General features: G+C 62.9%; 25 protein-coding genes and 1 tRNA gene. 9 read left to right on the forward strand and 17 right to left on the reverse strand.

Translation table 11 applies throughout. The features are described 5' to 3' along the window. Positions 1-3: 3 nt before the first annotated feature. From deoA to YU3_RS0105285, 6 genes are all read right to left on the reverse strand, one after another. The gene (deoA, locus tag YU3_RS0105260) at positions 4-1,320 is read right to left on the reverse strand and encodes a thymidine phosphorylase (protein ID WP_027165264.1); all 1,317 of its coding nucleotides are present in this window, start codon (positions 1,318-1,320) and stop codon (positions 4-6) included. Further along, a complete protein-coding gene (locus YU3_RS0105265; RefSeq protein WP_027165265.1) occupies positions 1,320-2,123 on the reverse strand; it encodes a purine-nucleoside phosphorylase in 804 nt (267 codons plus the stop codon). The genes deoA and YU3_RS0105265 overlap by 1 nt, the downstream gene beginning before the upstream one ends. A 47-nt stretch (positions 2,124-2,170) precedes the next feature. Further along, entirely contained in the window at positions 2,171-2,563 is a 393-nt protein-coding gene (cdd, locus tag YU3_RS0105270) for a cytidine deaminase (RefSeq protein WP_027165266.1), read from the reverse strand. A 61-nt stretch (positions 2,564-2,624) separates the two neighbouring features. After that, on the reverse strand, positions 2,625-3,596 hold the full coding sequence (locus tag YU3_RS0105275) for an ABC transporter permease (protein ID WP_027165267.1): 972 nt from the start codon (positions 3,594-3,596) through the stop codon (positions 2,625-2,627). Between the two features lies 1 nt (position 3,597). Further along, positions 3,598-4,737 (reverse strand): ABC transporter permease, encoded by a 1,140-nt coding sequence (locus YU3_RS0105280; RefSeq protein ID WP_027165268.1) that lies wholly within the window; start codon positions 4,735-4,737, stop codon positions 3,598-3,600. Next, positions 4,734-6,266, reverse strand: a complete 1,533-nt coding sequence (locus YU3_RS0105285; RefSeq protein WP_027165269.1) for an ABC transporter ATP-binding protein — start codon at positions 6,264-6,266, stop codon at positions 4,734-4,736. Before YU3_RS0105285 ends, YU3_RS0105280 begins: the two co-directional genes overlap by 4 nt. Positions 6,267-6,522: 256 nt before the next feature. Between YU3_RS0105285 and YU3_RS0105290 the strand changes: the two genes are divergently transcribed. After that, positions 6,523-6,732, forward strand: coding sequence for a SlyX family protein (locus YU3_RS0105290; RefSeq protein WP_027165270.1), 210 nt, complete (start codon positions 6,523-6,525; stop codon positions 6,730-6,732). A gap of 21 nt (positions 6,733-6,753) precedes the next feature. Then, the gene (locus YU3_RS0105295; RefSeq protein WP_027165271.1) at positions 6,754-7,161 is read left to right on the forward strand and encodes a hypothetical protein; all 408 of its coding nucleotides are present in this window, start codon (positions 6,754-6,756) and stop codon (positions 7,159-7,161) included. Here the strand turns inward: YU3_RS0105295 and YU3_RS0105300 are convergent. The 4 genes from YU3_RS0105300 to YU3_RS36030 form a co-directional block, all read right to left on the reverse strand. Further along, positions 7,156-7,614 carry a GNAT family N-acetyltransferase gene (locus tag YU3_RS0105300; protein WP_245273427.1) on the reverse strand — a complete coding sequence of 153 codons (459 nt, stop codon included), beginning with the start codon at positions 7,612-7,614 and terminating at the stop codon, positions 7,156-7,158. The genes YU3_RS0105295 and YU3_RS0105300 overlap by 6 nt on opposite strands. Positions 7,615-7,697: 83 nt before the next feature. Then, positions 7,698-8,687, reverse strand: a complete 990-nt coding sequence (locus YU3_RS0105305; protein WP_027165273.1) for a BMP family ABC transporter substrate-binding protein — start codon at positions 8,685-8,687, stop codon at positions 7,698-7,700. 202 nt (positions 8,688-8,889) lie between these two features. Further along, positions 8,890-9,216, reverse strand: coding sequence for a resistance to Congo red protein (locus tag YU3_RS0105310; protein WP_027165274.1), 327 nt, complete (start codon positions 9,214-9,216; stop codon positions 8,890-8,892). A 101-nt stretch (positions 9,217-9,317) separates the two neighbouring features. Further along, positions 9,318-10,019 carry a hypothetical protein gene (locus tag YU3_RS36030; protein ID WP_036257907.1) on the reverse strand — a complete coding sequence of 234 codons (702 nt, stop codon included), beginning with the start codon at positions 10,017-10,019 and terminating at the stop codon, positions 9,318-9,320. A gap of 402 nt (positions 10,020-10,421) precedes the next feature. On the opposite strand from YU3_RS36030, the gene YU3_RS0105320 reads away from it, so the two are divergent. Further along, a tRNA-Ser gene (locus YU3_RS0105320) sits at positions 10,422-10,511 on the forward strand. Between the two features lie 224 nt (positions 10,512-10,735). Here YU3_RS0105320 and YU3_RS0105325 read toward each other — a convergent pair. Next, on the reverse strand, positions 10,736-11,032 hold the full coding sequence (locus tag YU3_RS0105325; protein ID WP_027165275.1) for a hypothetical protein: 297 nt from the start codon (positions 11,030-11,032) through the stop codon (positions 10,736-10,738). Between the two features lie 38 nt (positions 11,033-11,070). On the opposite strand from YU3_RS0105325, the gene YU3_RS40395 reads away from it, so the two are divergent. Then, positions 11,071-11,631, forward strand: a complete 561-nt coding sequence (locus YU3_RS40395; protein WP_051333850.1) for a hypothetical protein — start codon at positions 11,071-11,073, stop codon at positions 11,629-11,631. A 101-nt stretch (positions 11,632-11,732) separates the two neighbouring features. Here YU3_RS40395 and YU3_RS0105335 read toward each other — a convergent pair whose 3' ends face one another. Both YU3_RS0105335 and YU3_RS0105340 read right to left on the reverse strand, forming a co-directional pair. Then, positions 11,733-12,437: an SOS response-associated peptidase gene (locus YU3_RS0105335; protein WP_027165277.1), complete on the reverse strand. Its 705-nt coding sequence runs from the start codon at positions 12,435-12,437 to the stop codon at positions 11,733-11,735. A gap of 8 nt (positions 12,438-12,445) precedes the next feature. Beyond that, positions 12,446-13,030 (reverse strand): hypothetical protein, encoded by a 585-nt coding sequence (locus tag YU3_RS0105340; RefSeq protein WP_156913357.1) that lies wholly within the window; start codon positions 13,028-13,030, stop codon positions 12,446-12,448. A gap of 630 nt (positions 13,031-13,660) precedes the next feature. On the opposite strand from YU3_RS0105340, the gene YU3_RS38575 reads away from it, so the two are divergent. Then, positions 13,661-14,509, forward strand: a complete 849-nt coding sequence (locus tag YU3_RS38575) for a nucleotide-binding protein (protein WP_084507918.1) — start codon at positions 13,661-13,663, stop codon at positions 14,507-14,509. A gap of 305 nt (positions 14,510-14,814) precedes the next feature. Here YU3_RS38575 and msuE read toward each other — a convergent pair whose 3' ends face one another. Together msuE and YU3_RS0105365 are read right to left on the reverse strand one after the other, a co-directional pair. After that, on the reverse strand, positions 14,815-15,378 hold the full coding sequence (msuE, locus tag YU3_RS0105360) for an FMN reductase (protein WP_027165280.1): 564 nt from the start codon (positions 15,376-15,378) through the stop codon (positions 14,815-14,817). Between the two features lie 238 nt (positions 15,379-15,616). Further along, on the reverse strand, positions 15,617-16,993 hold the full coding sequence (locus YU3_RS0105365) for an aspartate aminotransferase family protein (protein WP_027165281.1): 1,377 nt from the start codon (positions 16,991-16,993) through the stop codon (positions 15,617-15,619). 190 nt (positions 16,994-17,183) lie between these two features. On the opposite strand from YU3_RS0105365, the gene YU3_RS0105370 reads away from it, so the two are divergent. From YU3_RS0105370 to YU3_RS0105380, 3 genes are all read left to right on the forward strand, one after another. Then, the gene (locus YU3_RS0105370; RefSeq protein WP_027165282.1) at positions 17,184-18,305 is read left to right on the forward strand and encodes an NAD(P)/FAD-dependent oxidoreductase; all 1,122 of its coding nucleotides are present in this window, start codon (positions 17,184-17,186) and stop codon (positions 18,303-18,305) included. A gap of 266 nt (positions 18,306-18,571) precedes the next feature. Beyond that, positions 18,572-19,105: an alpha-ketoglutarate-dependent dioxygenase AlkB gene (locus tag YU3_RS0105375; RefSeq protein WP_245273428.1), complete on the forward strand. Its 534-nt coding sequence runs from the start codon at positions 18,572-18,574 to the stop codon at positions 19,103-19,105. A gap of 82 nt (positions 19,106-19,187) precedes the next feature. After that, positions 19,188-19,580 (forward strand): hypothetical protein, encoded by a 393-nt coding sequence (locus tag YU3_RS0105380; RefSeq protein WP_027165284.1) that lies wholly within the window; start codon positions 19,188-19,190, stop codon positions 19,578-19,580. A 118-nt stretch (positions 19,581-19,698) separates the two neighbouring features. Here the strand turns inward: YU3_RS0105380 and YU3_RS0105385 are convergent, their stop codons facing one another. Next, positions 19,699-20,130: a hypothetical protein gene (locus tag YU3_RS0105385; RefSeq protein WP_027165285.1), complete on the reverse strand. Its 432-nt coding sequence runs from the start codon at positions 20,128-20,130 to the stop codon at positions 19,699-19,701. A gap of 299 nt (positions 20,131-20,429) precedes the next feature. On the opposite strand from YU3_RS0105385, the gene YU3_RS41165 reads away from it, so the two are divergent. After that, positions 20,430-20,600: a hypothetical protein gene (locus YU3_RS41165; protein WP_198021634.1), complete on the forward strand. Its 171-nt coding sequence runs from the start codon at positions 20,430-20,432 to the stop codon at positions 20,598-20,600. A 53-nt stretch (positions 20,601-20,653) separates the two neighbouring features. Here YU3_RS41165 and YU3_RS0105395 read toward each other — a convergent pair whose 3' ends face one another. Continuing rightward, the gene (locus YU3_RS0105395; RefSeq protein WP_027165286.1) at positions 20,654-21,445 is read right to left on the reverse strand and encodes an SIS domain-containing protein; all 792 of its coding nucleotides are present in this window, start codon (positions 21,443-21,445) and stop codon (positions 20,654-20,656) included. Between the last annotated feature and the right edge of the window lie 5 nt (positions 21,446-21,450).

Consider the following 21,450-nt stretch of genomic DNA (forward strand, 5'->3'; position numbering starts at 1 on the left):
GCTCTACCGAGGCAATATCCGCCTGAGCACGGTTTTGTCGGCGGGCGGCTTGGAAGCCCCGATCGTATAAGCAGCACGCACGGCTGCCGCGGTCGTCTCGGCCTCGGCGTCGGTGCGGGCATGTACCAGCGCCAATGCCTCGCCGGAGCGCAGCTCGGCACCGACCGGCAACAGCCTGGTCAAGCCAACGGCATGATCTATCTTGTCGTCCGGACGGGAACGCCCGCCTCCAAGCGTGACGACGGCAAGCCCGATATCGCGCGTGGCGATGCCGGTCACAAACCCGTCCTGTTCCGCTTTCACCGCCAGTTCGACCGGCGCCGTCGGCAGGTACTTTTCCGGGTTCTCGATGAAATCGCCGGGACCGCCAAGCACGGACACCATCCGCGCGAAGACGGCTGCCGCCCTGCCGCCGGAAAGCGCTTCGGTGGCGCGCCTGATACCGTCCTGGTGGGACGAGACGAGCCTCGCCGACTGCAGCATCTCGGCAGCCAGCGCCAGCGTCACATCCTCCAGCCGGCGATCACGATAGCGGCCGGTGAGGAAATCGACCGCATTCTTCACTTCGACCGCGTTGCCGGCGGCCGAGGCGAGCGGTTCGTTCATGCCGGTCACCAGCGCGGAGGCGTTCAGGCCGGCGCCATTGGCGACCTCGACCAGGCTGTTCGCCAGGGCGACGGCGTCGCGCGACTTTTCCATGAAGGCGCCGTTGCCGAGCTTGACGTCGAGCACCAGCGAGCCGAGCCCGGCGGCAAGCTTCTTCGACAGGATCGAGGCGGTGATCAGCGGTATCGATTCGACCGTCCCCGTCACGTCGCGGATCGCGTAGAGCCTGCGATCGGCCGGTGCCAGGTCCGCGGTCTGGCCGATGATGGCGCAGCCGGTCTCGAGCACTGTCTTGCGCAAAAGCGCAACGTCCGGCTGGCTGGTGTAGCCGGGGATGGCATCCATCTTGTCCAGCGTGCCGCCGGTATGGCCGAGGCCGCGGCCCGAGATCATCGGCACATAGGCGCCGCAGGCGGCGACGATTGGTGCCAGCATCAGCGAGACGTTGTCGCCAACGCCGCCCGTCGAATGCTTGTCGGTGACCGGACCCGGCAGGTCGGACCAGTCGAGCACGTCGCCGGAATCGCGCATGGCGAGCGTCAGCGCCACCGCTTCCTCGCGGCTCATGCCGTTGAGGAACACGGCCATCGCGAAAGCGCCGACCTGGCCCTCGGAGATGCTGCCGGCCGTCAACCCTCGAACGAATGCCGCGATCTCCTCGGCTGAGAGTCTGTGGTTGTCGCGCTTGCGGCGGATGATCTCCTGCGGCAGCATCAGTCGGGCAAGCCATCCTGGAAGACGCGCTGCAGGATCGTCGCCAGCCGCGCGCCGCCGATCGGCGCCATATCCTTGGTTTCCTGATGCGACAGCTCCGCTCCGGTCATGCCGGCCGCCAGGTTGGTGATGACCGAGCAGGCGGCGACCTTGAGTCCGAGGAAGCGCGCCAGGATGACCTCCGGCACGGTCGACATGCCGACGGCGTTGGCGCCCATGACGCGCGCCATGCGGATCTCGGCCGGCGTCTCGAAGCATGGTCCGGAGAACCACATATAGACGCCCTGGTGCAGCGCCGTGCCGGTTGCGTTCGCCGCCTTTTCGATCGCGCCGCGCAAGCCGGCGTCATAGGCCTCGGTGAGGCCGACGAAGCGGCGGTCGCTCGGCTCGCCGATCAGCGGATTGGAACCGGAGAAATTGATGTGGTCGGTGATCAGCATCACCGAGCCCGGCCCCATTTCAGGGTCTACCGAACCGGCGGCGTTGGTGAGGATCAAATGCGAAATGCCGATGCCGGCAAGCACCTCCAGCGCGGGACGCATCGCGGCCGCGTTGCCATGCTCGTAGTAATGCGCACGGCCTGACAGCATCAGCACCGGCGTGCCGGCGAAATGCCCGGCAACCACCTCGCCGGCGTGGCCGGAAACACCGCTTCGCGGGAAGCCCGGCAGCTCGGCATAGGAGATGCGCCTGGCATCCTTGACTTGGTCGACCAGCCCGCCAAGGCCCGAGCCCAGCACGAGCGCAGCCGTGGGCGCCAGCCCGTCCAGTTTCTCGACCAGATGATCCAGCGCTTCCTTCATTTCAGCCTGCTCTTCATTTCAGCCTGCTCTTCATTTCAGCCCGCTCTTCATTTCAATATGTCGCCTCTGAAGCCGTAAGGCAGCATGTCGCCCATGGTCACGGTTTCGGCCACACCGCTCTCGTCGCATAGATAGAGCTTTGTCTCCGGCCGGCAGAACTCGGCAAGTCGCTGCCGGCAGCCGCCGCAAGGCGAGCATTTGGCCATGCGTTCGGCAATCACCGCGATCTCGACGATCTTGCCGCCACCGCCCATGATGTAGTGGCCGAGCGCGGTCGTCTCGGCGCACCAGCCTTCCGGATAGGACGCCACCTCGATATTGGCGCCGGTGAAGATGCGGCCGTCCTCGGTGCGCAACGCAGCCCCCACCGGGAACTTCGAATAGGGCGCATGGGCCTTGGCCATCGCCGTCTTCGCCGCCTCGAACAGATCATGCGACATCCGGTTCTTCTCTCCCACGATCTTGTTCAAATGCCGGCCGCCGCTGGACGGAAATACCGCCTCAGCGTTCCTTGACGTAGGGCACGCCGCCGGCGCGCGGCGGGATGGCCTTGCCGATGAAGCCCGCGAGCAGGATGACGGTCAGCACATAGGGCAGCGCCTGCATGAACTGCACCGGCACCTTGCCGATGATCGGCAGCGGCGAGCCCTGCAGGCGGATCGCGGCGGCGTCGAGGAAGCCGAACAAAAGGCAGGCGAACATGGCGTTGACCGGCTTCCATTTGGCGAAGATGAGTGCTGCCAGCGCGATATAGCCCTTGCCCGCGGTCATGTCCTTCACAAAGCCGCCATTCTGCACCATGGAGAGATACGCGCCGGCAACGCCGGTGAGGATGCCGGTGCAGATCAGCGCCCGGTAACGCAGCCAGGCGACGGAGATGCCGGCGGTATCGACGGCAGCCGGGTTCTCGCCCACCGCGCGCATCCTGAGCCCGAAGCGGGTGCGAAACAGCACCCACCAGGTGAACGGCACCATGGCGAAGGCGAAATAGACCAAGATCGAGTGGCCGGAGATCAGCTCGGCATAGATCGGGCCGATGATCGGCACATCTCTGATCGCATCGGCGCCGGGCCAGATGATCGCCGCGAAGCGTTCGTCCGGCTGCAGCGCCGGCGTGCGCCCGCCTTGGCTGAACCAGGCCTGGCCGAGGATGATGGTCGATCCGGCGGCGATAAAATTGATCGCCACGCCGGACACGATCTGGTTGCCGCGATGCGTGATGGAGGCGAAGCCATGCACCAGGGCGAAGGCGACCGAGATCAGGATCGCCATGCCGAGGCCGATCAGCGCCGAATGGAAGACGGCGGCCGCGGAAGCGCCGGCAAAGGCGCCGACAAGCATCTTGCCTTCCAGCCCGATGTCGAAGATGCCGGCCCGTTCCGAAAAAAGACCGGCCAGGCAGGCGAGCAGCAGCGGCACCGAAAGGCGGATGGTCGAATCCAGCACCTGGATGATTGCGTTGAAACTGTCCATCTCAGGCCCCCGTCCCCTTGACCGTCTGCATGCCGACCGACTTCGGGCTGAGAGAGGCGAAAAGCGTCTGGATGTAAGGCCTGAACATGTGCTCCAGCGCGCCGGCAAAGAGGATGACCAACCCCTGGATGATGACGATCATGTCACGGCTGATCGCCGGCATCTCGAAGGCAAGTTCGGCGCCGCCCTGGTAGAGCATGCCGAACAGGATCGCCGCCAGCACGATGCCGACCGGATGCAGCCTGCCCATCAGGGCGACCGCGATGCCGACATAACCGGCGCCGGAAACGAAATCGATCGCGACATTGTGCTGGTCGCCCATCACCGGGTTGAGCGCCATCATGCCGGCCAGCGCGCCCGAAATCATCATCGCGGTGATGATGATGCGGGTTTCCGAAATGCCGGCGTAACGCGCCGCCTTCGGGCTGTGGCCGTAGGTGCGCATTTCATAGCCGAGCCTGGTGCGCCAGATCAAAAGCCAGACCAGGAACGCCATGACCAGCGCAAGCAGGAAGCAGATGTTGAGCGGCGCCGAGCGGATCTTTGCGCCGAACAATTCGATGACCCAGTTGAGCTTCGGCAGTTCGGCGCCGGCGAGGAAATTGCGCGTCTGCGGCGCCTGCGAGCCGGCCGGCTTCAGCGCGCCGACCAGCAGATAGACCATCACCGAGGCGGCGATGAAGTTGAACATGATGGTGGTGATGACGATGTGCGAGCCGCGCTTGGCCTGCAGATAGGCCGGGATCAGGCCCCAAAGCGCGCCGAACGCGGCCGCGGCGACGATCGCGATCGGAAAGATCACCCACCAGGGCAGCACGCTGTCGAAGCTCAGGCAGACGAGCGCGATGCCGAGGCCGCCAATATAGGCCTGGCCCTCGGTGCCGATGTTGAACAGGCTGCAATGCGCCGCCACCGCCACCGACAGCCCGGTGAAGATGAAGGTGGTGGCATAGAACAGGGTGAACGCAATGCCCGTGCCCTTGCCGAAGGCGCCCTCGACCAGGATGACGGCGGCGCGGAACGGGTTCTCGCCGACCAGCATGACGACAAAACCGGCGACGACGAAGGCGATCGACAGGTTGATCAATGGAATCAACCCATAGTCGGCCCAGGCGGGCAGCTTGGCGTAAGGCGTGCTCATTGCGCGGCCTCCTGGTGCTCGACGCCGGCCATCAGGAGGCCGAGCTCGCCTTCCGTCGCGTCCGGGCCGCGCTCGCCGACGACACGGCCGGCGAACATCACCAGGATGCGATCGGAAAGCGAGCGGATCTCGTCGAGCTCGACTGACACCACCAGCACCGCCTTGCCCTGGTCGCGCATGGCGATCAGCCGCTTGTGGATGAACTCGATGGCGCCGACATCGACGCCGCGCGTCGGCTGGCCCACGATCAGCACGCCCGGATCCTGTTCCATCTCCCTGGCCAGCACGATCTTCTGCTGATTGCCGCCGGAGAAATTGGCCGTCTTGAGACGCGGATTGCCGGGGCGGATGTCGTATTTCTCGATCTTGTCCTTCGCGTCGGCCATGATGGCATCGACGTTGAGGAACGGCCCCTTCAGGTAACGCTCGTCGTCATGATAGCCGAGGATCGAATTCTCGTTCTCCTCGAAGGCAAGCACCAGCCCGACATGGTGGCGGTCCTCGGGCACATGGGCGAGCCCGCGATCGCGCAATTCGCCTGGATCGGCCTTGCCGGTGAGATCGATCGGCTTGCCTTCGAGCATCACCTCGCCGGAAACCGCATGCCTGATGCCGGAGATCGCCTCCAGCAGCTCGGACTGGCCGTTGCCGGCAACGCCGGCGATGCCGACGATCTCGCCGCCGCGCACATCGAAGGAGACATCGTCGACCATGGTGACGCCGCGGGAATCCTTGACCGTCAGGTTCTTGACCGAGAGTTTTATCGCACCGGCTTCTGACTCGCCCTTCTCGACCCGCAGAAGAACGCGCCTGCCGACCATCAACTCGGCCAATTCGCCGACCGTGGTTTCCTTCGTCACCCTTGTGGCCACCATCGTGCCTTGGCGCATCACCGAGACCGTGTCGGTGATCGCCATGATCTCGCGCAGCTTGTGCGTGATCAGGACGATCGTCTTTCCCTGCTCCTTCAACTGCTTGAGGATGCGGAAAAGGTGGTCGGCCTCGGCCGGCGTCAACACGCCCGTCGGCTCGTCGAGGATCAGGATCTCGGCGCCGCGATAGAGCGCCTTGAGGATTTCGACCCGCTGCTGCAGGCCGACCGGCAGCTCTTCGATGATGGCGTCGGGATCGACCTCGAGGCCGTATTCGCGCTCCAGCCGCTCGAGTTCCGAGCGCGCCTTGGCGATGCTCTTCTTCAACAGCGCGTCGCTCTCGGCGCCGAGGATGATGTTCTCCAGCACCGTGAAATTGTCGACCAGCATGAAGTGCTGGTGCACCATGCCGATGCCGAGCGCGATGGCATCGTTGGAGGTGTGGATGGATACGGGCTTGCCGCCGACACGAATTTCGCCGCTGTCGGCCTGGTAGAATCCGTAGAGGATCGACATCAGCGTCGACTTGCCGGCGCCGTTCTCGCCGACAATGCCATGGATGGTGCCGCGCGCGACTTCCAGGTTGATGTCGCGGTTGGCGCGCACGGCGCCAAAGCTCTTGTCGATGCCTATGAGCTCGATTGCGGCTTGCGCCATGCAGCCTGTCCCACTCAGTTTTTTTATCGCTTGGTCAAAATGCCTATCATGATGACCTGCCCGTGCCAATTGGCTTTCACTCTCGACAAATCCCCGCGCCCTTGTCAATTTCGAACCTGGGGCAGGTTCCGCAAAAGTGTCCCACGGTTTTGCGATCAGAACCTGCGAGAGCCAACAGAGCATAAGCAGATTTCGTGGGCATCCCACGAATATCTGCTTGGGTGGAAACTTCACATTCGCAAGGGTCGGATTTTGCATGGCCATGGCTGACGATCGGCTGACGACGCTGGAAATCCGCGCCGCCGAGCAGGAAAAGACCATCGAGGAGCTGTCCGGCCAGATCGCCGAGCAGTGGAAGGTGATCGAACGCATGGAGCGCAAGCTTGCTGCCCTGACCGATCGGTTCCTGGAATTGGAGGAGCAGGCCGCCCCCGATGTGCCGGTGACCAAGCCGCCGCACTGGTGAGAAGCATGGGAGAAGACGGCCATGTCCAGTGAAAGCGACCGTGTCGCCAGGGCCGGCGACTATGTCTTTGGCCTGATGAACGACAGGGAACGCGCCCGCGCCGAGCGCGACCTCGAGATCGATCCGGCCTTTCGCGACACGGTGCTGCGGCTCGCCGAGCGCTTGCGCGCGCTCGATCTCGCTGCACCCGAAGGACGCGGCAATCGCTGGCAGCTGGTCACGCAACGCCTTGCCGAATTGCCGCAAATGCAGACACGCCTCGCCGGCATTGCCGCCCCCGAGACCGAACCGCCGCCGGTGGTGATCCACCGGCTCGAGCGCAAGCCCTACGGCGTCGGCCTGCATTCGCTTGGTGGCAGGCTTGGCTTCGTCATTGCGCTTGCCCTGGTCGCCGCCTTTGCGCTGGGTTATCTCGCCGGCACGCTATAGGTCGCGCGACATCAGGAGCATCGGTCCGCCGTCCTGCTCGAAAGTCTCGACTGTCGACCAGCCGAGCGCTTCGTAGAAGCCCCGCGCCTGCCAGGTATAGAGGTAGAGCGTGCCGACACCGGCCGCCGCGGCATGCGCCTCGACGGTTCTGACGAGCGCGGTGCCGGCACCGCCGCCGCGATGTGCTTCCTCGACGATCAGCCCGGCCAGCCATGGTGTGAGATCGTGCGGCGAATCGATTTCGGTGCGGACGAGCAGGCAGCTCCCAATAGGCTGGCTCTGGTCTCGCGCAACGAAGGCCGCCTCGAAACCATCGCCGGCGATCAGCCCGCGCAGCCCGGCGATGTCTTCGTCGAGTGTCCGGCCTGTGCCTTCAAAGAAGGCCTTCAGCCGAAGCCGCGCGATCACCTCGACATCGCCTTCGGCCATGGCTTCGATTGTCGGCCGCATCATCCCTTCTCCAAAACGAAACCGCCGGGCGTTGGCCCGGCGGTTCAAACCTTGCTTCAGCTGCCGATCAATAGGGGCAGGCCCAATCAATACGGGCAGGCATTGTCGGTGGTGTAGTCGTGCACCTGGATCTTGCCGGAGATGATGTCGGCCTTGGCCTTTTCGACGGCGGCCTTCATCTCATCGGTGACCAGCGCCTTGTTGTTGTCGTCCATGGCATAGTCGACACCGGCTTCCTTGAGGCCGAGATTCTCGAGGCCGCCCTTGAAGGTGCCGTTCTTGCCATCCATGAAGGTGTTGTAGACGGCGACGTCGACGCGCTTCATCATCGAGGTCAGCACCTTGCCGGGCTGCAGGCCATTCTGGTTGGAATCGACGCCGATGCCGAGCTTGCCGGCATCCGCCGCAGCCTGCAGCACGCCGACGCCGGTGCCGCCGGCCGCCGCGTAGACCACATCGGCGCCCTGGTCGATCTGCGTCTTGGCGATCTCGCCGCCCTTGGCCGGGTCGTTCCAGGCGGCCGGCGTGTCGCCGGTCATGTTCTGGATGACGTCGGTCGCGCCGGCCGACTTGGCGCCGCCGACATAGCCGCATTCGAACTTGCGGATCAGCGGGATGTCCATGCCGCCGACGAAGCCGACCTTCTTCGACTTCGACGCCATCGCCGCCAGGATGCCGACGAGGTAGGAGCCTTCATTCTCCTTGAACACCAGCGAGCGGACATTGGGCAGGTCGACGGCATCGTCGATGATGGCGAAGTTGAGATCGGGATATTCGGCCGCGACCTTCTTCAGCGCGTCCTCCCAGGCGAAACCGGCCATGACGATCGGGTTGTGGCCGTCCTCGGCGAAACGGCGCAGGGCCTGCTCGCGCTGGGAAGCATTGGAAACCTCGAACTCGACATAGGGGACGCCGGTTTCGGTCTTGAATTTCTCGGCGCCGTGAAAGGCCGCCTCGTTGAAGGATTTGTCGAACTTGCCGCCCAGATCATAGAGGATGGCCGGCTGCACATCCGCGGCGAAAGCCGGAAGAACCATTGCGGTTGCGGCCAGAAGGCCGAGAACGATACGTTTCATGTGATCCACACCCTGTCGGTTATTTTTCCGTTATGCACCGCCTGCCAGCCCGGTTCTCCGGCGGGCTTGCGACGCCAGGCAGGAAGTGTTTTCCCCTCCCGCTCGCGGTCAATCTGGCACGGCGCGAAACAAAATTCACGTGGAATTTTGACCTGTTGGAAAAAGCGGTTACCGGCAGTCCGGCCACCGCTTTCCGGTGGCTTCAGGGACTTGGAGCGAATTGCGCGCCGCGGCGCCTGCGCCGATAACCGATGGCGTAGAGCAGGAAGGCAAGCACCGCGAACACCGCAAAACCGGGTTGCGCAAGCACCCAGGCCAAGGCCCAGTCCCAGACCAGCGGGCTGGCCTTGGCGCGCACCAAGGTCTCGAAGGCAGCACGGGTATCCGGCGAGACCGCCAGCCAGCTTGCGTTGAGCGGCGTCATCACCAGCGACGAGGCGGCGACCGAGCGTGTCGTGTCGATCACCGCCATGATGACGGAAATCGACAGCGCAACCATGGCCGCCAGCCGAAAGATGAAACGCAACATCGACGCTCTCCCCGGGAAAGCTCCCGTCTACCCCGCAATCGACATAGAGCGTGCTTGGTTCCCGCGCAATCGCGGCCCCCCTGAAATTAACGGGCTTGAAATTAGCGAGCCGGCGCCGGCCTGCGCCGGTTGACCCGCCAGATGGCGAAAATGCCGCCGGCGATCGCGCCGGCGACCAGGCCTCCCAGGCCGACAAAAGCCGCGAAAAATCCGCAGGCGCCCTCGAAGCAGCTCATATGGGTGGCGTCCGCGATCAACGAGCCGGCGAAGAATCCGAGGCCGGCCCCGATCACGCCGCCGAGGATGATGCCGAGCAGCGCGGCAAGGATCGAGACGAAGACCGGCGGCCGTCCGGTTTCCGGATTGGCGTAGACCGTCTCGGCGCCCGCGCCGCGGCGCAGCAAGTAGATGCAGAGCAGGCCGATGGCGATCTCGGCGACGGTGAAGCCCAGCGCCTCGACCGAGAAGACGAAGTCGGGCACAAGCAATACATAGGCCTCGCGCACGACGAGCCAGATGATGATGGCGATCTGCCAGATCGTGTAATGGCGCGGGAAGCGGGCCGAGCGGTTGAACGCGAGGCCAAGCAGGTACAGCCCCCACAGGATCGTGATGACGCCGCCGGTAAGGCCGCCATAGATCAGGAAGAAGACGTTATCCGGCAGGCTGAAGTCGCCGATCAGCCGCCAGCTCGAGATCAGGCCATAGGCCGACAGGCCCATGACGATGACGAGCCACGCCACCGGGATGAAGGAAAGCCCGCTGTCCGGACGCCCCGCGGGTTGCTGATCGATCGATGTCATGCCAGGACGATGCCCCTCGCCCAAGCAATTCCAGGGAAGCTCGCAACCGTTCCAACCGGGATTGCATGAAAACCAAAGATTTGCGGCAGTCGACAGCCGGCCGGAGCCGAAGTCAAGCATGGCCGGCGGGGGCGACCGGGCTGTGCACATCATTCGAACGCGCCGGCCCCTCCCGAGCCCGCCTTTGCGCCATCCGCGACAAAAGCCGCCGCAATGCCAATATGGCTTGGCATTCGCTTTCGGATCGACTAGATGAGCCCCGCGCCTGTTTGCCTGGACGGCTGGCGGCGCAGGGAAGGGTTGCCCTCCGGTTGAAGGCACCCCAGATGTCCGTTGAAGACTTCCCATGGGAGCATCTCCCCAACCCGCGCGGCGAAACCAACCGCGCGAGATGTTAACGACGGAGAGGTGGCCGAGTGGTTGAAGGCGCACGCCTGGAAAGTGTGTTTACGGGAAACCGTAACGCGGGTTCGAATCCCGCTCTCTCCGCCAGTCAAGCCCTAAAATGCCTTGGGAAGCTTGAGGTTTGGCGAATTTCGGTTAGTGACCGACTAACCTTTCTACTAACCAGTACCGTAGTGATCGGCGTCAAAGCCATTGCGTATCGCTTCGGTACGCGACTCTAGATCGACGCCACCAACGTTTCGCAGTCTGATTGCGGCCAGCCTAAGCATGATTGCCAGATCGGCGCGGCTGATATCGCCATGGCGATTGCTTCAATCGACCAACTCAAGCATTAGATACGGCGGCACCTGATCTGCCGGCCAATCGGCACAGCAAGCATTGATGGCGGCTTTGTTGGCTTCCATCCAAATCGCAGCGGCGTTGTCATCGTCTTCGGTCGGCTCGCCGTCATCGGGAAAGCTGGCGTCGTCCCACCCCTCCAAGGCGAACATTCCATACGCTGCTTGCTCAGCCGAAACGCCGGCAGTTGCAAAAACCTTTTCAGCCGCTTCGATACCGCGTCGCATTTCCGCTTCGGTCGCTCCGGGGATGTTCAAGCGAAGTGTCATTGGCGTTGCCGTGATCCGGACAGCGCATCGAGCCGCTGTTGAAGGTGTCCATTGAGCACGATCATTTCCTTGAGCGCCTTCACGGGATCGCCTTTGTGAAGGGCAATGAATTTGTCGGCTGTGGCTTGCAACGCAGCCTCTTGGTGGCTGTCGAGCCTGACAATGTGGTCCATTTCATCGGCTCTCTAGTGGTCCATGCCATCAGTGAACAAAATGGGAACAAAATTGTCAAGGTCGAATTGACTTGGCGAGGAATAGGTTCCTATTTCATCGCTATGCCCGAGCAGCCACCCAAGCGCCGCACAATCATCTGGTTCCTTAGTTCCGCCGTCCAGAACGGACAGTTGATATGGGTCGATTGCGGCTATTGTCATGATCGGTACGGCCGGCGCTATTACGATCCCGGCGATCTCATGAAGCTCTTTGGCGATGTCGATATGAACCGCCTCAGCGGCGCGATGAAATGCGAACGGTGCGGTCGAAACGACAACATTGAATGCGATGTCATCGTGCCTGTCGCCGCCGAGCGCGAGCGGATTAAGGTGCGCCGCTTGGTCAAGATAGAAGTTCGGAAACGCCCCGTCTGGCGTGACGGCTAGGAGCGTATGCGACGGACGACCCCTACGACCAAAATAGTAAGCAGAATGGCCAGCGTAAGCCACGGCGCAAACTCGAACAGAATTCGAAGACCGCCCCACATCTAGAACAGCGATCCTTGCGCCGGAGCCTGTTGCGGAAATTTGATCTGTGTGGCCGGCTTCTCAACAATCACCAGGGCATCGTCCGGCGCTGTCCGCTGCATGTGCCGCGCTTCCGACCACGGGGCGGTGAGCCAGGTCTCCACCTCATCCCTGGTGGTCAAGATCACCGGCATTGCCTTCTCATGGATTGGCGCAATGAGCGCGTTCGGCTTGGTTGTCAGGAAGCCGTAAAGCTCAAAGTCTCCCGGCCCGTCCTTGACCCTGCGGACACCTTGCCAGCGCGTCCAGAAGCCGGCGAAGAAGAACAGCAGGCCGTCCTCGCTTCGGGCAAACCAGTAGTTCCGCTGAATGCCCGTCTCAGGGTCCTTATCGTTCGGCTTGGGGCTCGGTTCCGCGAAGCTCGTCACGGGCACCACGCAGCGGTTCTCGACGCCGACGTATTGCTGCCAATGGCCGTATTGCGGGTTGCGGATGTTGGTGGTGCCGTAGTCCGCCTTAGCCTTCACCCGCTCTGCCGGGGTCGGCATGCCCCACAACAGTCGGGCAAGCTCGCGCTGGCCATCAGGCGCGTTGCGCACAACTGGCCCTGGCAAGTTGGGATAGACATCGAGCGACGGTTCAAGGTTCCCCATGATGTCCCGCATGGCGCGGGTCCATTCGCGGATGGCGTCCTGGCTGGTGGTGATGTTGTAGAGATTGCACACGGGAAGCCCTAACTCGCCCCAAGAACCCAGTCTATCTCCTTTGAGAAACTACCTACAAAGCTGCTCAAAACGAAGAACCATATGCCTAAAACATCCCAGCCAATACCTTCGACAAACGCCGCCTGAACGCGTTTCGTGAGTCCCGCATCTCCAGCAACTCGTTGGCGGCCCTCGTCATCAACCCTTCTACCAAGATCGCTAAGCCCCTGCTCTAACTTTTCCTTTAGCCGACCGTGGTCATCGCGGAGGGCCTCTATGCCTCGCTCGGCGTGGTCCATTCGCATTTCCAGCGTGGCGTCGGGGCTCATTTGGCTTGATACCTTGACCGCACCGAACGTAACCGCCGAAGTGGTGATGCCCGTGGTGGAGAGCGCAACAATTCGTCGCGAGAAGGGGCGTTCTCCCCACCAAACAGCAATCCAACCAAAGATGGTCGCGACTGGACCTCTGTCTACCAGCTCGTTCACCACCCCTGATAGGCCGCAGTAGGCTGCCAAAAAGCCAAATAGCTGAAGTGCCAAGCCAGCAGACCGCACCGCAACGTCAGAATGGAAGAAGCGAGCGGTCACTACCAGCAGCAGGATCGGCAACACGAGCCCAATCCAAACGAGCATCGGCCGGCCAATCAGCCACCGGAGCACCCTACGAAGTCTGCTCAAGCCTGCCCCCCTGCTAGAATTGCGGCACCGACCCTATCTCGGCATCCAAATTTGCCACCGGCTCCCGAAACCTTGATCCTCGAATCGTAGAACCTGCCCTTGGACTCTGCGGCCACCAGCGCGGACACCGTGCCCTGGACAATCTCGCAGTAGTGATACCAAGTCTGCTTGAGGCGGACGAGCATATAGGAGTGGTCGGCGTTGTAGCACACGCGCTTGACCACGCTGCTGTCTAGCTCCCCGTGCGATCGAACTTGGCGAGGTCTACCGGCCCACGATACGTCACGTCCACGGTTTCAGCGAAGGCCGGTCCGAACGCCAATATCTGGAGCACTATCACGGCGCTAGTCGAAGCTAGCCCTAGCCTCATTCGTCCAATCCCCAATCCCTCCGGCAGAACGGAGCACTAGGCTCTCAGCTTTGCAGAGACAAAGCAATCACAGGTTCAAGACGCCTATTCAGTGGACGCGACAATTGACGCCAACTGTTGGGCCGTATCCTGGCGAGGTCGCTAAAACGTAACACGAGGCTCAAGGCGGCATACTTTCAGCCGGGAGTCGCCAGATGAACAGATTAGAAATATCCATACGCGTTATCCTCGGCGCAGGTTTGTGTCACACTGATTCGGGAAATTGTGAACTGGAGGGGGAGCAACCAGTGAAGAAACGATTATTTATCGGCTCGTCAGTCGAAGGATTAGACGCAGCCTACGCAGCACAAGAGAACCTTGAACACGATCTCGAAGTGACGGTTTGGTCCCAGGGTGTTTTCGAACTGAGCAAGACCAGTATCGAAGCTCTTTATGAAGCCCTTGCCCGCTTTGACGCCGCCGCATTTATTTTCAGGGGCGATGACACCTTGGTCAAGAACGGGGTGCAACGCGACGCGGTGCGGGACAACGTGCTGTTTGAGTTGGGCCTATTTGTAGGCCGGATCGGGAGGGAAAAGTGCTTCATAATAAAACCCCGCTCGCAGAGGGCACTCCATTTCCCCACCGATCTTCTCGGGGTGACAACTGCCGACTACGATGACAGCCGTGGCGACGGCAACCTAGTGGCCGCACTAGGACCGGCTTGCAATCGAATAAAGAAGACGATGGTTCCTCACAGGGACCAGGAACCGGCGGTAGCAGGCGACATCAGCTCCCTGTTGATCGCACGACCTTACCGCCTGTTCTTCAAGCCGCCCGACCGATCTAAGCGGATGCGATTTCAAGAAGGTGGCCTGATCGTGGAGGGCAATAATCAGAACGAGCATGCCTGGCGTGTCGTGCGCAACCGCTTGGAGCTAATCCAATTAGACGGGCGCGTCCATTCTCGCTTCGAGTATGAGCCAGAGGAGAACACATTTCGAAATACGGACGACTTCGACACGCTGTCGGTCCGTGGACAAATCATGGTTCCAGACGTGTAAAGCTAGACGACCAGTTTCCGGGTTACAGGCAGCACCGCTCTAACAATCACAACCGCTGCCCGCTCCATCGCGCGTCTCGCCTCCTGCTCCTTGGAGCCCGGGCACCATGATCCCGTCATGCATCGGCATGGCCGGGACGCCCTGTTCCATGAGGAAACGCAACGCTGCGACTAGGATGCGGCTTTCGGTGAACATGAGCCTGAGATGGCTCGACCGACCAGGGCGATAGGTTGAACATCCGTCCAGGTGGCTTGTGCACAGGATCCTGCGCTGGCTTCGCGATCGAAATGTCGCAAGCGCGCTGGCTATTCCGCCGCGACCCGTTGACCGCCGGTGCGGCGCAGGAGCGCATAGCCCGCTTCATCGACGGCCTGCGCGGCGCGTTTGCGGATCGCCTCGGACACCAGAACGCCGTCGGCGAAATCCTTGTCCGTCGCATAGACCGCCGTCGGCAAGGCAAGCGCCTCGAAGAAGCCGAACAGCGGTCGCAGTTGATGCTCGACGATCAGCGCATGGCGTTCGCCACCGCCGGTGGCAAGCAGCAGCACCGGCTTGCCCCTTAGCGCCGACGGATCGAGCAGATCGAAGAAATGCTTGAACAGCCCGGTATAGCTGCCCTTGTAGGTCGGCGACCCGACCACCAGCACATCGGCGTTGACAACCTTGTCGAGAACATCGCGGCCCTGCTGATCGAGATCGCGCGCCCATCTGGCGCCGCCGAGCGAGGCTCCGACGTCCTCGATGTCATAGGTGCTCGCGGACAGATTGTTGCGGACCGCGATATCCCTGACGACATGCTCGACAAAGCCGCGCGTCTTCGACGGCCGGGTGAAATTTCCGGAGAAACCGACAACGGTTGGATTGGGCATGCTGTGGCACTTTCTCGGTATGTCGACGCCGGGCGTCCAATGTCTATAATTTTTATAGACTCTGGCCCGCCTTAGAAGGAACGATCCGCCCCTGGAGGGCTTCTCACCGAACAATTTTTCCATGGATCGAACTGTTTATGGATGCTCGGCAGGCGCTTGACGCCTGCATCAACCGCGGCATGGCACTGCCAAGAGATGAGCGACGGCCCTTCCATGCGCCGAACGCCTGACGAAGCTCTCAGCCCTGCGGGTGAACCTGCGGCAGGGCGGCGGCGAGCGACCGCTCGAACGCATCGACCAGCGCATCGACCTGCGCCTCGGTGATGATCAGCGGCGGACAGAAGGCGATGGCATCGCCCATGTTGCGCGAGATCACGCCATTCTGCTGCAGCAAGCCGTTGACCAGCGCGCCGAGCGCTGCCGGCTTGCCCCAAGGCGCCTTGCTTGCCTTGTCGGCGATGAGCTCGACCGCCGCGATGAGACCGACGCCACGCACTTCGCCGACCAGCGGATGCGGAGCGAGTTGGCGCAGCCTTGCCTGCAGATGCGCGCCGACCTTGCTTGCATTGCCGACAAGGTCGCGCTCCTCGATCAGCTTGATGTTCTCCAGCGCGACGGCCGCGGCGACCGGATGACCGCCGCCCGTGAAGCCGTGGCCGAAAGTCCCGATGCGATTGCTCTCGTCGGCGATCGGCTCGAACACCTTGTCGTTGATCAGCAGCGCTGAGATCGGCAGGTAGGACGAGGAGATCTGCTTCGACAGCACCATGATGTCGGGCTTCATGCCGAAGGTCTGCGAGCCGAACATCTCGCCGGTACGGCCAAAACCGCAAATCACCTCGTCGGCCACAAGCAGGATGTCGTATTTCGACAGCACCGCCTGGATCCTTTCCCAATAGCCGGCGGGCGGAACGATGACGCCGCCGGCGCCCATGATCGGCTCGCCTATGAAGGCGGCGATCGTCTCAGGTCCCTCGGCAAGGATCAGCTTCTCCAGGTCGTCGGCGAGCCGGGTGGAGAACTGCTCCTCGCTCTCGCCGGGCTCCGCGTCGCGCCAGTGATGCGGCGTCGAGGTGTGCAGGATGTTGGCGATCGGCAGGTCGAAGGAAAGATGATTGTTGGGCAGGCCGGTCAGGCTTGCCGAGGCGATGGTGACGCCATGATAGCCGCGCTTGCGGCTGATGATCTTCTTGCGCGCCGGCTGGCCGAGCGCGTTCGAGCGATACCAGATCATCTTGATCGCGGTATCGTTGGCCTCGGAACCGGAATTGGTGAAATAGGCCTTGCTCATCGGCACCGGCGCCATCTGCACCAGCTTCTCGGCCAGGTCGATCAGCGGCGAATGCGCCTTCGAGCCGAAGTCATGATAGAAGGGCAACTTCGACATCTGCCTCGTAGCCGCTTCGACCAATCGCTTTTCCGAGAAGCCGACAGCAACGCTCCACAAGCCCGCCATCGCTTCGATATAGCGATTGCCGGCGATGTCCTCGACATAGACGCCGTCGCCCTTTTCGATGACTAGCGGACCGGTTTCCTGATGCTTGCGGGCGTTGGTGTAGCCATGCAGGTGGTAGCGGATATCGCGGGCTTCGGGGGAATTCGGTCTGGCGTCCATCACGGGCTCCTGTCTGCAGGCGTCCAAGACGAAAGAGGACCGCTCGTTGAGGAGTCGCGCAATTCCGCCTTGCATTATGGCGCTTGATGCCTCATCGGGCAGGCTGACCGCAAGAGCCGCAACATCGAGATCGATAGCGCCAACAAGCCTCGGCCGTCGCGGCCAATGATGTGCAACAGCCGGATTGAGCATGGAACAAGTCGATTGCATCATCGCGGGCGCCGGCGTGATCGGTCTGGCGATTGCGCGCGATCTTGCCGCGCAGGGTCTCGATACGCTGATCCTCGAAGCGGCCGACGCCATCGGCACCGAGACCAGCTCGCGCAATTCGGAGGTCATCCACGCCGGCATCCATTACCCGCAAGGCTCGCTGAAGGCCCGGCTGTGCGTGGCCGGACGCGACTTGCTCTACCGCTACTGCGCCGACCGTTCGATCCCGCACCGCCGCTGCGGCAAGCTGATCGTCGCGACCGATGAGACACAGGAGCCGCTGCTGGCCACAATTCGCGCCAACGCCGCGGACTGCGGCGTCGGGGACCTGCGCTTCCTCTCCGCCATGGAGGCCAAGGCGTTGGAACCGGCACTGCATTGCACCGCGGCGCTGCTCTCGCCCTCGACCGGCATTGTCGACAGCCACGCGCTGATGCTTGCCCTGCTCGGCGATGCCGAGCGGAGCGGCGCGATGCTGTCGCTCAACACCCGCATCGTCTCGGGCCGCGTCGAGGCAGGCAGGATCGTGCTGCGGACGACAGATTTGGCGAGCGGCGAGCAGTTCGAGATCGCCGCATCGCGCCTGATCAACGCGGCCGGCCTCGGCGCTGTCGCCTTGGCGGGCTCGCTCGAAGGGTTCGGCCGGCAATTCCTGCCGACGCTTCGCTACGCCAAGGGCAATTATTTCTCGGTTGCCGGGCGCGCGCCCTTCTCGCATCTTGTCTATCCTGTGCCCGAGCCTGGCGGGCTCGGCGTCCATCTTACCCTCGACCTTGCCGGCACAGCCCGTTTCGGCCCGGACGTCGAGTGGACGGACACAATCGACTATCGCGTCGATCCGGCGCGCGGCGAACGGTTCTATGCCGCGATCCGCAAATACTGGCCTGATCTGGCCGATGGCAGCCTGCAGGCCGCCTATAGCGGCATCCGGCCGAAACTCTCTGGCCCGGGCTATGCCAACAGCGATTTCGTGATCCAGGATGCCGCGACGCACGGCATCGACGGCCTGATCAACCTGTTCGGCATCGAAAGCCCCGGCCTGACCTCCAGCCTGGCGATTGCCGACTTGGTGGCGCGCATCGATGCATCGGGCACGCGTTGATGATCCCGTGACGAGATAGGCTTCGAGCTTCTGAGCCACCTCGGAATCGTAGCGCAACCTCCACACCGCCGAAGGGTACTTCCGGCAGCACGGGGCCACATGAGGCGCGGCAAGGGTGAGGTGCTGACGGCCGCGACATGCACCGGCCTTGCCCCAGGGCTCCGATTGCCTATCTGAGCCGCATGCCACCTGCCAAAAGCCGAACCGCGGCGAGCGCCTTCCAGGGCGACCTCTTCGATGCGCCCGCAGGCCTGCCGCCGACAAGCATGCCCGAAGGCTTCTCCTACCAGCCGGACTTGATTGCCCGTGACGAAGAGCACGAGCTGATCGGTCATATCCAAAGCCTGCCTTTCAAACCGTTCGATTTTCATGGTCATCTTGCCAACAGGCAGGTCGTCGGCTTCGGCTCGCGCTACGATTACGAACGCCGCACGGTCGTGGAGGCGCCGCCCATACCCGACTTCCTGCTGCCGGTTCGCGCCAGGGTCGCCGATTTCGCCGACGTCCCCGCCGCCCAGTTCGCGCAAGTGCTGATCAACGAGTATCGTCCGGGCGCCGGCATAGGCTGGCACCGGGACAAGCCGCATTTCGAGCTGGTTGCCGGCGTCTCCCTGCTGGCGCCCTGCAGCTTCCGGCTGCGCCGCAAGAACGGCGCCGCATGGGATCGTGAAACGATCGAAGTCGAGCCCGGGTCTGTCTATCTCATGGCAGGCCCGGCGCGAAACGAGTGGGAACACAGCATCCCCCCTGTCGAACGACACCGCTACTCCATCACCTTCCGGACCATACGCGGCGTTTAAGTTGCCGAACCGGCGGATGCCCGGGAACCATCGTCCGGTCCTGGGGTTGTGTCGTCAGATTTCGAGATGGAAAGGAAAGAAGATGCGCACGTTGACGATGGTCCTGACGCTGTCGGCAATGGCTCTGGCGCAGCCCGCCTCTGCTCAACTCGCCGATCCGCAGCCGCAGGCCCCACCCCCAGCTCAGGAACCTATCCCCAATCAGCCGCAACCCGGTCAGGATAATGCCGGCCAGGGCGTCACCAACATTGTCGTGGTGGCGATGGAGGACTTGCCTTCGGAAGTGAAGGCGCAGGCGGAAGCCATAGTCACCAGGACGACCGCCAAGGAGCTGGCAAAGCTGCAGAGCTCGGTCGATGCCTCGCCCGAGGCGACGTCGATCCTGCGCGCCAACGGCCTCAACTCCAGTCAGGTCGTTGCCGCGAATATCGACGGTGACGGCACGCTGACGCTGATCATCCAGACGACAGCATGACCGGACGGACCGCGCCTGGTGGCTGCGAAAGCTGAAGGAGGGAGCGCGGAGAATCCCAAATCTCCGTCGCTCCCATCAGCGTCTTGAACCGGCGCGATCGCGCACATCGTGTTCATCGCTAATGCATGAACACCGCTCTCAGCCAGGCAAGAATGCCTGCGCCCGGCGAGATCGCCGCGCGCACGCGCGACGCCGCCCAGCGCGACGGCATGTTGGCACCGACATGGCAATGGCAGACGACCTCATGCAGCTGCCAGTCGCTCATTTCGAAGAAGCGCTTGGCTTCGCCGTAAGTGTCGTTCCGCAAGCCTTGCGCGCGAAAGATCGGATCCTCGAAAGCGACGGTGATCGCCGACCCGTCGGCGCGCATTCTTTCACGCACGTCGGGTGGGGCATATTCGGTGCCCGCGAGCGCCGTGAGGCGGCTCGGACTGTGTTCGAGAAGTTGCGCCCAGCGCTCGAGGCGCTGACCGCGATTGGCGATGAGAGCCGGTGCTTCGGGTTGAACGTCGGCAACGGCGTTGATTTGATCGAGAGTTTGGTGCTTCACGGCCGTCTCCTGTGTCGGCAGATGGCCCCCGTCCTCAACGGGAACTAAGGCGCCGACCGACGCCGGCAAGAGCCGAAACAGGCGTGGGGAATCATTTGATCGTTACTTGTCGCCATCGCGCGGTGCGATCGAGTTGGAACCATCCGCGAGCGCGACCGTTCTGCCAGCTTGCGCCGCCGATCGCTCGCGACGAGGCGTCTGGATGCGGCGGCCAACTCCGTCATTTCAGGTCGGGCAGGACATCCCGCTTGTTGGGATCGCAGCAGAGCTTGCCAAGGCACCGAGCGAAGGAAAACGCGATGGCCATTCTCCCCAATCCGGACCCGTCTCCAACGCCGGTGCCCACGCCGCCGCCCATCCCGGAACCGAGACCGGTGCGCGAGCCGGACCCGGATCGGCTGCCTGACGAGGAGCCGATCCCCAATCCTGATGAGAATGACGAGCCGCCCATGCATTCCGCCGACAGGTAGCGCCGGCTTTGAACGGCCCATGGAAGGCGCCGGACGCGCCTCCAGCTGCCTAATCATTCTCCGCGCATCGTCGCCTGGAAGGTCGGCAGGTGCTTCTTCTGCGCCTCGATCATGCGCTCGCGGTAAACGCCGTAGATGACGTCGGTGTCGTGCAGCGTGACGCCCGCAATGGTAGGCGACGCAAAGACCGGCAGCTCGATGCCGCGCTTCGACAATTGCTCGGCCGTGCGCGCCAAGAGCTCGTGCGCCATGATCATCGCCAGCACCGTCGACGAGCCCGACACTGGCCGGCTCCAGCCTTCGATCGGCACCACGGCGTCCTCGATCGGCGAGCAGGTGTCGATGACGAGGTCGGCGGCGTCCGCCAGCCGTTTGCCCGAGGAGTGCGTGGCCGGCTTGTCGAGATTATTCTTGCTGGTGACGGCAACGACGAAGATGCCGCGCTTCTTGGCATAGAGCGCGGTGTCGATGCCGGAGGAATTGCGGCCGCTATGGCCGAAGATGATGATGGAATCGCCCTTGTTCAGCGGCTGATGATCCAGAAACTTTTCGGCGTATTTTTCCGTCCGTTCCAGCCACAAAAGCTCGCGCACGCCGCCGGCGCCGAGCACGTTGTGCCACATCACGCGCGGATCGGTCAGCGGATTGAAGCCGACAAAGCTGCCGTAGCGCGGGAACATCTCCTGCGCCGGCAGCACCGAGTGGCCCGAGCCGTAGAGATGCACCAGTCCGCCATTTTGCAGCGTGTCGGCGAAACGGCTCGCAGCCTCGCCGAAGGCTTCCGAATTGGCCTTCGAGGCCTGCTCGATGAGGGCGACGAGACGAGGGATGTAGAGATCGGACACTTTTG

Origin of the sequence: Mesorhizobium sp. WSM3224 (assembly GCF_000427725.1) — a bacterium.
Classification (GTDB): domain Bacteria; phylum Pseudomonadota; class Alphaproteobacteria; order Rhizobiales; family Rhizobiaceae; genus Mesorhizobium.